The organism is Streptomyces bambusae (assembly GCF_019400985.1).
In the GTDB taxonomy this organism is placed as follows: Bacteria; Actinomycetota; Actinomycetes; order Streptomycetales; family Streptomycetaceae; genus Streptomyces; species Streptomyces bambusae_A.
Genome location: NZ_WTFF01000238.1, coordinates 1 through 11665 on the forward strand (window position 1 = coordinate 1; position 11665 = coordinate 11665).

The 11665-nt window shown below is 73.5% G+C and carries 15 protein-coding genes; 5 read left to right on the top strand and 10 right to left on the bottom strand.

Features of this window, described 5'->3' with window-relative positions; all coding sequences use genetic code 11:
* The coding region (locus tag GPJ59_RS26425; protein WP_445271888.1) for an HAAS signaling domain-containing protein at positions 1 to 258 on the bottom strand (258 nt) is incomplete at its 3' end.
* On the bottom strand, positions 255 to 608 hold the full coding sequence (locus GPJ59_RS26430; RefSeq protein WP_219670204.1) for a PadR family transcriptional regulator: 354 nt from the start codon (positions 606 to 608) through the stop codon (positions 255 to 257). The genes GPJ59_RS26425 and GPJ59_RS26430, both read right to left, overlap by 4 nt.
* 280 nt (positions 609 to 888) lie before the next feature.
* On the opposite strand from GPJ59_RS26430, the gene GPJ59_RS26435 reads away from it, so the two are divergent.
* Positions 889 to 1488: a sugar O-acetyltransferase gene (locus GPJ59_RS26435; protein ID WP_308120496.1), complete on the top strand. Its 600-nt coding sequence runs from the start codon at positions 889 to 891 to the stop codon at positions 1486 to 1488.
* Positions 1489 to 1500: 12 nt separating this feature from the next.
* On the opposite strand, the gene GPJ59_RS26440 is transcribed toward GPJ59_RS26435, so the two are convergent.
* From GPJ59_RS26440 to GPJ59_RS26460, 5 genes are all read right to left on the bottom strand, one after another.
* A complete protein-coding gene (locus tag GPJ59_RS26440; RefSeq protein ID WP_219670205.1) occupies positions 1501 to 2391 on the bottom strand; it encodes an arginase family protein in 891 nt (296 codons plus the stop codon).
* A gap of 51 nt (positions 2392 to 2442) precedes the next feature.
* Complete coding sequence (locus GPJ59_RS26445) at positions 2443 to 3135, bottom strand: DUF899 domain-containing protein (RefSeq protein ID WP_219670206.1); 693 nt, start codon at positions 3133 to 3135, stop codon at positions 2443 to 2445.
* Positions 3136 to 3275: 140 nt separating this feature from the next.
* Positions 3276 to 3836 (bottom strand): hypothetical protein, encoded by a 561-nt coding sequence (locus tag GPJ59_RS26450; RefSeq protein ID WP_219670207.1) that lies wholly within the window; start codon positions 3834 to 3836, stop codon positions 3276 to 3278.
* A gap of 124 nt (positions 3837 to 3960) precedes the next feature.
* Complete coding sequence (locus GPJ59_RS26455; protein WP_258024943.1) at positions 3961 to 5358, bottom strand: serine hydrolase domain-containing protein; 1398 nt, start codon at positions 5356 to 5358, stop codon at positions 3961 to 3963.
* Between the two features lie 168 nt (positions 5359 to 5526).
* Positions 5527 to 6465: a LysR substrate-binding domain-containing protein gene (locus tag GPJ59_RS26460; protein ID WP_258024944.1), complete on the bottom strand. Its 939-nt coding sequence runs from the start codon at positions 6463 to 6465 to the stop codon at positions 5527 to 5529.
* 82 nt (positions 6466 to 6547) lie between these two features.
* Between GPJ59_RS26460 and GPJ59_RS26465 the strand changes: the two genes are divergently transcribed.
* The 3 genes from GPJ59_RS26465 (at position 6548) to GPJ59_RS26475 (ending at position 8776) form a co-directional block, all read left to right on the top strand.
* Positions 6548 to 7573: an EamA family transporter gene (locus GPJ59_RS26465; RefSeq protein WP_258024945.1), complete on the top strand. Its 1026-nt coding sequence runs from the start codon at positions 6548 to 6550 to the stop codon at positions 7571 to 7573.
* Between the two features lie 161 nt (positions 7574 to 7734).
* Positions 7735 to 7959, top strand: a complete 225-nt coding sequence (locus GPJ59_RS26470) for a hypothetical protein (RefSeq protein ID WP_219670208.1) — start codon at positions 7735 to 7737, stop codon at positions 7957 to 7959.
* A 241-nt stretch (positions 7960 to 8200) separates the two neighbouring features.
* Entirely contained in the window at positions 8201 to 8776 is a 576-nt protein-coding gene (locus GPJ59_RS26475) for an LppU/SCO3897 family protein (RefSeq protein WP_219670209.1), read from the top strand.
* Positions 8777 to 8938: 162 nt separating this feature from the next.
* Here GPJ59_RS26475 and GPJ59_RS26480 read toward each other — a convergent pair whose 3' ends face one another.
* Positions 8939 to 9394, bottom strand: coding sequence for an RDD family protein (locus tag GPJ59_RS26480; protein WP_219670210.1), 456 nt, complete (start codon positions 9392 to 9394; stop codon positions 8939 to 8941).
* Positions 9395 to 9645: 251 nt separating this feature from the next.
* On the bottom strand, positions 9646 to 10275 hold the full coding sequence (locus GPJ59_RS26485; RefSeq protein WP_219670211.1) for a DUF4232 domain-containing protein: 630 nt from the start codon (positions 10273 to 10275) through the stop codon (positions 9646 to 9648).
* 159 nt (positions 10276 to 10434) lie between these two features.
* Here GPJ59_RS26485 and GPJ59_RS26490 point away from each other — a divergent pair, with 159 nt between their 5' ends.
* Positions 10435 to 11091, top strand: coding sequence for a maleylpyruvate isomerase N-terminal domain-containing protein (locus tag GPJ59_RS26490; RefSeq protein ID WP_219670212.1), 657 nt, complete (start codon positions 10435 to 10437; stop codon positions 11089 to 11091).
* A 58-nt stretch (positions 11092 to 11149) separates the two neighbouring features.
* Here the strand turns inward: GPJ59_RS26490 and GPJ59_RS26495 are convergent.
* Positions 11150 to 11665 (bottom strand): hypothetical protein (locus GPJ59_RS26495; protein WP_219670213.1); only part of this gene is annotated, 516 nt, incomplete at its 5' end.

An 11665-nucleotide genomic window follows, 5' to 3' on the forward strand; every position in this document is an offset into this window, starting at 1 on the left:
GGCGGCGACCGGGGCGGCCGGGGCGGCCGGGCGCGCGGCGGGTTCCTCGGCGAGGGCGGAGGCGGCCACGGTGCGCGGCTCGCCGAGCCGGGCCAGGACCTCGCGGACCTGGTCATCCCCCTCCGCACCGCTGACCGCGATGTGTTCGCGCAGGTCCGCGAGGAGTTCGGCACGGCGTTCGGCGGGCAGGTCGGCCGTCTCGCGTGCGACGGCCTCCAGGTAGGCGGACACCAGCGGGTGGTGGTCGGTGGCGTTCATGCGGATTCCCCCTGCGGGTCGTTGAGGAAGTGGTCGACGGCGTCCCGGAACAGCGGCCACGCCTGGGTGAACTCGGTGAGGGTCGCTCTGCCGACGGGCGTGAGCGTGTAGTAGCGACGCGGCGGCCCGCTGGGCGATTCGCGCAGCTCGGTGTCGACGAGCCCCTCGCGGCGCAGCCGGGACAGCAGGGGGTAGATCGTTCCCTGACTGGTGGTCATCACGCTGACCGCCGAGAGCTCGGCCAGGATCTCGACGCCGTACCTCGGCCCGTTTCTGAGCAGCGCGAGGACGCAGTGCTCCAGCACACCTTTGCGGAGCTGACTGGGGACCCTGCCTCCGGCCTCGCTCATTCCGCCCCGTTCTTTGCGTTACCAGGAACCATGCAATGCAAGATAGCTGCGGGAGGGGTCCCCGGCAAGCCCGGGCCGGTCCGGTCCGGTGTGTCGACGGCCGACGGCCGATGACGCGGTCCGGCGCGATGGCCGAATAGGCGGTCCAGCGCGGTGGCCGATCCTTGACCGACGCCCCGGCGTTCGGGGAACGTGGAGCACGACCGCGCCTGCACGCGTCCACGCGCCGGCACTCCTGCGCGCAGGGCCCAGGCACACGAGCTCTGCCGGGAGGTCGCACGTGGGCGAGAACAAGCGCCGCATGCTGGCAGGTGACTGGTTCCTCCCCGACGACCCCGAGCTCGCGGCCGACAGCGTGCGCCGCGCCGAGCTCTGCTCCCGCTACAACGCGCCGGATCCGCCGCCCGAGCCCCGCGACGCCGTCCTCCGCGAGCTGCTCGGCTCGGTGGGCGACGGCGTACGGATCCGGCCCCCGTTCCGCTGCGACTTCGGCTACCACATCCGGATCGGCGCCGGCACGTTCGTCAACTTCGGCGCGGTCTTCCTCGACTCGGCCCCGGTCACCGTCGGCGCGGACGTCCAGATCGGGCCCCACGCGCAGTTGCTGACGCCCACGCACCCCCTCGACCCCGAACTCAGGCGGGCGGGCTGGGAACGCGGCCTCCCCGTCACCCTCGGCGACAACGTCTGGCTGGGCGGCGGGGTGATCGTCTGCCCCGGCGTCACCATCGGCGAGAACACCGTGGTCGGCGCCGGATCCGTGGTCGTCAAGGACCTTCCGCCGGGAGTGCTGGCCGTGGGCAACCCGGCCCGTGTGGTCCGCGTGCTCGGCCCGGCGGAATCCGGCCCCGGCCGTCCGGACCCGGGAAGTGCTGGGTAGGGCCCCGGCCGCTCAGCGGCCGGTGCGGGCCGACAGTCCTCGCCGGAGGCACTCCACCAGCCGGCGGGCGATCGATCCGTCGGCGTCGAGACGGGGGTTGAAGATCGTGACGTCGAAGCCCCGCGCCGCGTCGCCGTCGAGTGCCGTCCGCAGCACATCCTCCAGTTCCGGCCGGCTCAGCCCGCCCGGGATCCGGTAGTCGACGGCCGGCATGACGGCGTCGTCCAGCACGTCCACGTCGAGGTGGACCCAGAACCCGGCGCTCCCGCCGGCGGTGAGCCGGTCGACCGCAAGCCGCGCCGCCGCGCCGGCCCCGGCGCTGCGCACCCCGTCGAGGTCGATCGCGCGGAGCTCCGGCGGCAGCGGCTGCATGCCCGCCGCGGCGGACTCGGCGCTGTCGCGGAAACCGAACGCCACCACATCCTCGTCGCGCAGCAGGGGGCCGAGGCCCTCCAGGTCGGTGAGCAGCCGCGGCCCGCGGCCCGTGGCGAGGGCGAGTTCCATCGAGGCCGCCTCGCCGGTAGGCTCCGCCGACGGCTGGTAGAAGTCGGTGTGGCCGTCGAGGAACAGCAGGCCGTGGCGTCCGCGGCGGCGCAGGGCGAGCAGGTTGCCCAGGAGGATGCTGCAGTCACCGCCGAGGACGACGGGGAACCAGCCGCGGTCGAGCACGTCGCCGACCGCGTCCGCCAGGGCCGTGCAGTAGCGCGCGATACCGGCCGGGTTGAGGATTCCGGTGGCCCGGTCCCGGACCGGGTCGTACGCGGGTGCTTCGACCCTGCCCGCCCGCACCGCCCCCAGCCCGGCGGCCAGGCCCGCGGCCAGCAGGGCCGCGGGTGCTTCCTGCACACCCGACGGCCGCAGCCCGAGCACGGACGGCGCCTCGATGATCGCCAGCTTCTGCACACCCGGCCTCCGGATCGGGGTGGGCGCGCGGCGGGCGGCCGCCGGAGACCCCTACGCCGACCCGCTTCCGGGGCGGGTCGGGCCACCGTACTCGTCGTGCCAGTGCCACCACTCGTACGGCGGACTCTGGGGGTAGCCCTCGGGGGAGTCCTCCCACGTCTCCTGCCGGCCGAGGGCGCTCATGTCGAGGTAGCTCCAGGTGCTCCCCAGCGCCTCGTCGCCGCGCGCGTTGATGAAGTACGTACGGAACACACGGTCGCCGTCGCGGATGAAGGCGTTCGTACCGTGCCACTCGTCCACGCCGAAGTCGGCGTCGAACGAGTCGGTGATCGTGTACCAGGGCATCGACCAGCCCATCCGCGCCTTCACACGTTCGATCTCCGGCTGCGGTGCGCGCGAGGCGAAGACGAGGGTCGTGTCGCGGGCGTTCAGATGGGCCAGGTGGCCCACGTGGTCGGCCACCATGGAGCAGCCGACGCACGCGTGGTCGGGCCAGCCGGACACGCCGGGATCGAAGAACGCGCGGTAGACGATCAGCTGACGCCGGCCGTCGAACAGGTCGAGGAGGCCGACCCGGCCCTCGGGACCGTCGAACTCGTACGCCTTCTCCACCGCCTGCCACGGCATCCGCCGGCGCTTGGCGGCCAGGGCGTCGCGGGCGCGGGTGAGCTGCTTCTCCTCCACCAGCAGCCGCTGGCGCGCGGCCTCCCACTCCTCCGGCGAAACGATCGGCGGTGTCTTCATCCGCGCATTCACCATCCGGTCCGGTCGTCAGTGGCGGCCCCCGCGTCCAGGGTCGGCCACCACCGGCGTGGCCGCATGTCGAAGCGGCCCCGATTCCTCCCGGGGATGCCGTCAGAGGCCAGAGGCCAGAGGTCAGAGGTTCAGAGGAGCTTCTGCAGCCCGAAGCCGACCACCGTCGCGGCGAAGGCCCCGAGACTGGTGCGCAGGGCGGCCCGGCCGAACGGCAGGGCGCGCACGGCGGTGACGAAGTCGCGGGTCTTCGCGGGACTGCTCGGCGTGGGACGGCGACCGGTGATCAGGAGCAGCGCGCCGAACAAGGACAGGCCGACGGCGAGCGAAGGGAGGGCGGCGGCGCCGGCCACCGTTCCCGCGGTCCGCTCCAGGTAGATCGTGCCGTTGTCCCGGACCTCGATCCGGTCGCCCGGCTGTGCCGCGTCGCTGACGAGCTCGCGCTGCGGGTCGGTGTCCGATCCGTCCTCGGCGCTGAAGCGCCCCCAGCAGCGGCGGGTCTCGCGCCGGTCGTCGGCCTCGCGGCCACGGTCGTCGTACGAGACGTCCGTACGGCAGCCGGTGACGGTCAGCGTGCCGCCGGTCCCGCTCAGGCCCACGGCGGTGGCGAAGGTGCCCGTGCCGTAGATGCCGAGGAGGAGGCTGAAGAGCACGACGGCGAGACCGCCGGCGCGGGTGACGATGCTGGACATGGCGCCCGACTGTATATCGCGGACCTCCCGTGCCCCTACACGATCAAGGCCGTCGCCCCTGGCGGGAGGCGGCGGCCTTGATCATTCCCCCCCCTCACGGGGAGGTGTCACGGGGAAGCGCGGGTCAGGCGACAGGCTGGGTGCGGCCGAACAGCCGGCCGGCCACGTCGACGCCCACGATCGCGCCGCTGTCGTCGCGGGTGAAGAAGCCGCGCTGCCCCTTCAGCCCGCCCTCGGTGACGATGTACGCGTCGCCGTCGCCGGGCAGGAAGCCCATCGGGGCCGGCGCGACGTCCGGCGGCATCTCGACGTCCGAGCCGGCGCGGATCTCCGGCTTGATCTCCACGCCGAGCGTGAGCCGGCCCCCGTCGGTCGCGATGTCGAGGTTCATGACGTCGATCTCGTAGCGGCCGACGACCTCCCGTGCCCGTGCCTCGTCGTACGGCAGCGGCTCCGGGTCCCGTTCGACCAGGCCCAGGTAGTGCTCCAGCGCCCAGCGCACGACGGCCTGGTCGGCCGGGTACCCGTCGGGGCCCGCGTTGGCCAGGGCGACCACGGCGAAGTTGCGCTCGGGCACGACGACCAGCTCGGCGAACTGGCCGTTGCCCGATCCGCCGTGTCCGAGTGTGCCGACACCGTCGACCTCCTTCAGGAACCAGCAGATGCCGAAGCCGTCACCGAGGGTGCTGCTGCGCAGCTCGACGGTCTGCTCGCGCATGCCGTGCAGCGCGTCGGCGGGCAGCACGCCGTCGCCCTCGCCGAGGTGGAACGCCGCCCAGCGCAGCAGGTCGCCCACCGTGGAGACGATGCCCCCGCCGGGGTTGTTGCCGCGCGCCCCGGCCGGGTACGCCTTCCACGGCTTGGCGGGCCGCAGCTGTCCGTCCTCGCCGCGGTTGTACCCCACGGCGAACTTCCGGGTGATCACGTCGTCCATGTCGAAGAAGGTGTTCGACAGGCCCAGCGGTTCCAGGAGCAGCTCGGCGACCGCCTTCTCGTAGGGCAGGCCCGTGACCTTCTCGACGACCCGCCCGGCGAGGTTGTAGGCGGCCTGGCTGTACGAGGCCCGCGCGCCGGGCGGTGCGACGATCGCCAGCTCGGCCATCTTGGCGACGAACGCGGCCAGGGAGCCGTCCCCCGCCTCGGTGTCGATCAGGTTCCACTCCAGGCCGGCGGTGTGGTTGAGCAGGTTCAGCACGGTGATCTGCTCCGCCGTCCGCTCGTCGGCGAGCACGAGCTCGGGGACGTACCGGCGTACCGGGGCGTCGAGGTCCACCTTGCCTTCCGCGGCCAGCCGCACCAGCGCGGTCGCCGTGAAGATCTTGGTCACCGAGCCCAGGTGGAAGAGCGTGTTCTCGTCCACCGGCTGCGGGTGGTCGACGTTCGTCACACCGTGGGCGGCGTACACCTCCTGACCGTCCATCAGTACGCCGACCGCGAGCCCGGGGATGCCGAACTCCTCCGCGGTCGCCTCGACGGCCGCGGACAGCTGGTCCTGCCGCACGCCGTTCGCCTCACTGCTCATCGCGGGTCTCCCCTTGCCGGGTGTCGTGTCCTTGTTCCTGCCGGACACGACAATGCGCGGAGCCGCTGACGGCCCGCCGACAGCCGGCTGACAGCGCTCTCGGCGACGCTGTCAGTGCTGTCAGTGCTGTCAGCGGCCGGGGGCACGACGGGAGCTGGGCCTCTTCCCTTACGCTTCTTCGCGGAGTTCGCCGGTGATCAGCGCGGTCACCGCAGCGATCGGCGGCCACGACCACTGGCCGGCCCGGACCAGCAGGGAGCTGCGGCGGGTGCCCGCCAGGGGGTCGAGCGGCCGGAAGGCGACGTCCCTGCGGTCGGCCTCGATGCCCGACTCGGCCAGCACGGCCACCCCGAGGCCGGCGCCGACCAGGCTGTTCACCAGGTGCAGGCTGTCCACGCGGTGGGCGATGCGCGGCGTGAAGCCGGCGATCGCGCACACCCGCTGTACGAGCTCGTCGTCATCGGTGCCGCGGGAATTGGCGATCCAGCCCGTCGCGGCGAAGTCCCGGAGCTCGGTCAGGGCGACGGGCCGGCCGGCGTCCGGGTGCTCCGCCGGGACCGCCAGGAACAGCGGCTGCTCCTCGAACTGCCGCGCGCTGAGCTCCCGCGGGACCGCGCGCGGGACCAGGCTGTAGTGGTAGATCAGGCCCAGGTCGATGCTGCCCGAGCGGACGAGGTCGATCGTGTGCTCCGGCTCGTGCTCGTACGTCTCGACCTCGATCCGCGGATACGCCTCCCGCAGGCGCACCAGCAGGGGCAGCACCACCGGTTCCACCGCGGTGAAGAAGCTGGCGAGCCGCACCCGTCCGGCCGGCTCGGCGCCGCCGCTCAGCTCCGCCTGGGCCTCCTGCACGGCGGCGAGGATGCCGACCGCGTGCTCGACCAGGCGCTCGCCGGCCGGCGTCAGCCGCACCCGCCGTCCCACAGGCCTCAGCAGTCGCACACCCACCTCGGCCTCCAGGACGCCCAGGTGCTTGGAGACGGCGGACGTCCCGTATCCCGTGCTCGCGGCGACGGCGGCCATCGTCCCCAGGCGGTCCAGCTCCACGAGGAGGCGGAGCCGGCCCAGGTCCGGCAGGGGGCGCATGTCCGGAGCAGGAGGTGTCATGAGTCGATCATCCACCATTGGTGGCCATTAGGGCCACCAATAGCCCGTGGACAGCAGCGAACGGTCACCGTTCAATATCCGGATGAACGCCCCTGCCAGCGCTTCCGGCTCCGCCGGCCCGGTCGCCACCGCCCCGCCCGCTCCCGCTTCCGCTGCGGCGCCCGCTGCCGCTCCCGCTCCCGCTGCCGCCGTCCGCCCGGTCGCCGACGCAGGGCCGGGCACCGCCGCTGTGCCGGGCGGCCCCACCCGCCGGCCCGCCGGCCCGTACCGCGTGCCGGGGGCGATGCTCCTCCTCGTCGCCATGATGGTGCTCCACACCGGCGGCGCCCTGGCCACGGAGCTCTTCGCGTCGCTCGGTCCCGCGGGAACCACCTGGCTGCGCCTGTCCATCGCGGCCGCGATTCTCGTCGCCTGCACCGGGCGGTCCCTGTGGCGCGTGGTACGGGCCGCCCCCCGTGCCGACCTCCTCGGCACCGTGGCCCTGGGCGTGGTCAGCGCGGGGATGATGCTGCTGTTCTCGGAAGCCGCGGCCCGGCTGCCCCTGGGCACGGCGACGGCCCTGGAGTTCCTCGGACCGCTCGCCGTGGCCGTCGCCGGCTCCCGCCGCCCCCGGGAACTGCTCTGGCTGGCGCTGGCCGCGGCGGGCGTACTGCTGCTCACCTCGCCCTGGACCGGTTCCGCGAGCCTCGTCGGGGTCCTCTTCGGGCTGGGCTCGGCGGCCTGCTGGGCGGCGTACGTCATCGGCACCGCGCACGTCGGCAGCAGGTTCTCGGCCCAGCACGGCCTGGCCCTCTCGCTGGCGGTCGCCTCGGTCGCCGCCGCGCCGTTCGGGGCACCGGGGGCCGTCGCCCACCTGACCTGGGAGGTGGCCGCCGCGGCGGCGGGCATCGCCGTACTGATGCCGCTGGTGCCGTTCCTGCTGGAGATGAAGGCGCTGCAGCGCCTGAGCAAGACCACGTACGGCACCCTGGCCGGTCTCGAACCCGCGGTGGCCCTGCTCGCCGGCATGGTCCTGATCGCCCAGACCCCCACGGTCCTCCAGGCCGCCGGTACGGCCCTGGTGGTCACGGCGGGCATCGGCGCGGCCCGCGGCGAAGGCCGCGGCTGACGCTCCGCGGCGAACCCGGCCGCTCGCCGAACCCGGCCGCTCGCCGGGGTCGGCGCGATGGCCGGCCCCTGGCCCCGGCCCGGCCCGGCCCGTTTGCCGAGCCGGGGACCGGGCACCCGCCGGAAGGGAACCAGGCCCGCCACGATACGAAGGAGCCGGCCATGGACGAGCAGGGCGGAGCCGGCGGGATTCCGCTGGACGACGACGCCGAGGCCAGCCGACGCCGCCGGCCCCACGTCGCAGGTCGTCGCGACGACCTGCGTACCCCGGCCGCGGACACGGACGAAGCGAGCCGTCTCGACCGGCCGCAGGAGCCGAAGGATCCGCGCGAGGACCGCGTCCGGTGGACGAGCCCCCGGGACAGGGCTCCTGACGCCGGGACCTGACGCCGGGATCTGACATCGGGACCCGACATCGGGACCCGACATCGGGACCTGACCACGGGACCTGACGCCCGGACAACTGAACCCGGTGGGGCGGCCGGGCGGACGCCGCCTCCCCTCCTTTCCCCTGTCGCGGCCTGCCATCCGGCCCGAGGCCGGGCCGCTTCGTGCTGTGTCATAGCCGGTTGATAGCGTGCACGCGTCAAAATGCCGCTCTTCACGCACGTCAACAGGGGACACTCGTATGACCTATCCCGCCCAGCCGGGCCCCGGCCCGTACGGCCAGCCCGCCCCGCACGGACAGCAGCCGCCGCAGGGGTACCCGCCGCAGCCGGGATACGCGTACCCCCCGCAGCAGGGCCAGCCGCCCTACGGCGCCCCGCAGCAGCCGTACCCGCCCCAGCAACAGATGCCCATGCAGCCGCCGCAGCCCCAGCAGCAGTGGGGCGCTCCGCCGGCTCCGCCCGCGCGGCCGGCCCGGAGCGGCGGCATGGGCGTCATGAAGATCCTGAAGATCATCGGCGTCGTGATCGCCGTCATCGTGATCGCGGTGGGCTACTTCCTCAGCCGCGACGACGCCGACAAGGCGGAGGTCGGCGACTGCCTCAAGAACAACGGGACCACCATCAGCCCTGACCTCCAGGTGGTGAAGTGCGGTAGCGCCGAAGCCAAGTACAAGGTGGTCGAGGTCATCCCCGACACGCTGGACTCCTCCCGGTGCAAGGGCAAGTCGGACATGGGCTACCACGAGCAGACCCGGGGCTCCCGGCGCAGCTCCGGCAAGCAGTTCGTGCTCTGCATCAACGAGATCAAGAAGTAGCCGGGGAACGCGTCGGGGGCGGGGCGGCCTCACGGTCCTCCCGCCCTCGCCTCGTCCCCGCCATCGGCGAAGCCCCGGACCCGCACGGCGAATTCCAGCGGTCCGGGGCTTCCCGTCGTGCGACCGCCGCCGGCGAACGCCCGCGCGGTGCGCGGAGCATCGTCACCGACCTGCGGCCGCCACCACGTCGCGGCGTCGGGCGTAGCGCAGCCCGGCGAGATCGGCGTGGTAGAGCTCGCCGTCGTCGTTGTCCGTGACTGTTCCGCGCGCGGCTCCGCCGCCGGCGAAGCCGCGGAAGAACGCGCGCAGCCAGTAGTACGGCTGCAGCGGAAGCCAGCACAGCCCGGACAGCCAGCGGTGCACGGTGCGCCAGAAGCCGGGGCGCCCGCCGTCGGCCGCCCGGATCACCCGGATCCCGGTGATCAGCTTGCCCGCGCTGCCCCCGAACAGGACCGTCAGGACGACCTGGTTGACGAAGGAGACGCCCAGCAGCAGGGCCAAGGCGGTCAGCGGACGGCCTTCCTGACCGCGCGCCATCATGTACGGGCCGCTGATCGCGACGGCGATGTCCAGTGTGACGGCGACGACGCGCCGCCCCTCACCGGCGGGCCGGGGCACGCTCGGCCGCGGCGGCCGACCGTACGGCGGGGGCGGCTGGTGTCCGTACGGCGGGTAGGAGGAGTACGGGGACTGCGGTGGTTGCGGGGACTGCGGTGCCGGCTGGCCATACGGATGCGGTGCATGCGGTGCGTACGGTGATGCGGCCGGCTGCTGTGGGGCGTAGGGCGGGTGCTGGTGTAGCGGGTACTGCTGGTACGGCTGATGGCCGGGTGGCGTGCTCATGCCCACATCTTGCGCCATCCGCTTCCCTACAGGCTCAGCGCGTCCTCCGCGTTGTCCATCCACGCGGTCACGGAGTTCTTGTCGGGTGAGACGTACAGGCCGGGAGTCGACGCCTTGAGCGGTGTCTGCTCGAGGTCGGACTCGGTGTTCATGGTCATGGCGATCGAGTTGACGGTCTTCCCCTTGCCGTCCTTGGCGCCGCCCATGAGCCCGGCGTAGGCCGACTTGCCCGGTTCGAGCCGGAGCGCGGCCTCGATGCCGGGTGCCTTGCCCCGCTCCGTGGCCTGCCCGTCCAGCTCGCCGAAGGTCACGATCGGGTGGCCCAGCGCCTTGCAGGCCTTGGTGCCCTTGTTGGTGATCTTCAGCAGGTAGCTGCTGGTGGTGGGTTCGGCCAGGCTCGCGGTGAACGTCACGTCGTGCGTGCTGCACGGGAAGACGTCGAAGTCGGGGTCGGTCGACGGCTTGCCCGGGGACGTCGGCGCCGGCGGCTTCGTCGGCGTCACGGACTTCGTCGGGCCGGCCGTCGGGGTCGCCGTGGCGCCGGCCGTCGGGGTCTTCGATCCGCCCGCCGCGTCGTCCTCGGTGGGCCCACACGCCGTCAGGGCCAGGGCGGATACGGCAGCCAGGGCGACGGCGGCTCTGCGTACGGTGCTCATGGTGGTGTCCTCCCCGAATGAGGTGCGCGAAGCGCTCGGCTGAGGACAAGCGTCCCGCGGAAGCTTCACAGCTTGGTGACGGTGTCTTGCCGACTCCACGACGGTTGCCGGCGAACGGCGCCGGTGCGGCAGAGGGGTGGGCACTGCTAGCTTGCGGTCGTGGATCTCTTCTCGCGTTCGTGGGCGGCGTTGCGCGCGGAAGTCGCCGGACTTCCGGACGAGGCCTTCGCGCGGCCGTCCGGCTGCGCCGGCTGGCTGGTGCGGGACCTGGTGTGCCACCTGGTCATCGATGCCCAGGACGTCCTGATCACCCTCGCGACCCCCGCCGACGCGGAGCCGACCCGCGACGCCGTGACCTACTGGGAGGTCGCCGGGTCACCGCCGACCGGCGACGATCCGCTCGACGCGCTGACCGGTCGGCTGGCCGCCGCGTACGGGGAGCCGTGGCTGCTGAAGTTCCACCTGGACGACGTGGGCTCCGCCGCCGGCCGCGCGGCCGGACTCGCCGACCCGGCCCTCCGGGTCGGGACCCGCGACCAGGTCCTCACCGTCGCCGACTACCTCGGCGCGTACGTCCTGGAGTGGACGCTGCACCACCTCGACCTGATCGCCCACCTCCCGGGCGCGGCGGGACCCTCCGCGGAGAGCCTCGCCCGCTCACGCGAGATGCTGGAGGAGATCGCCGGGAGCGCGTTCCCGGCATCGTTCTCCGACACCGACACGCTGCTGGTCGGCACCGGACGGCGTACCCCGACCGACACGGAGCGGGCCGAACTGGGGGAGTTGGCCAGGAAGCTCCCCTTCGTCCTCGGCTGACCGGCCTGTTCGGGCGTCCTGCCGCCACGCGGTGAGGGAGGGCCCGGCCCGCATCGGCTCACTCGTCCGTCAGGAGGAGCCAGACCTCGGAGAAGGCGAGGCCGTGGTCGGCGGTCGTGACTCCGCACGGGCAGCCGAGGGTGAGCAGGCGCCAGTCGCAGGTCACCGTCCACGGGCCGGTCGCGCCGCCGCAGCCGGGGCAGGTGAAGGTCTCGGCCGTCCACACGTCGCGGGCCGGCCGGCCGTAGCTGCGGAACCGGCCCGCGTGCCGGGCCCGCCACGGCTCGACCCGAGGAGTGCGCGGGGCGGTGCCCGGCGGGCCCGGCTGCGCCAGCGCGGTGAAGAGGGCGATCAGGTCCGGGAGCAGAGCCTCCCCGGCCACGGTCGGCGGGCCCGCCGCCTCGGTCCGATGGCCCGCAACCCCGGCCGGAGTCCTGGGCAGGGGCCCGTACCGCGGGGCCGCCGCCGCAGCCGGCGGGTTCGGGGCGGCGTGCCACGGGAGGAGTGCGCGGGCCACGGCGGCCAGGACTGCCGCAGCCGGCGGGCTGACCGCGCATGCGTCGAGGTGGTGGAG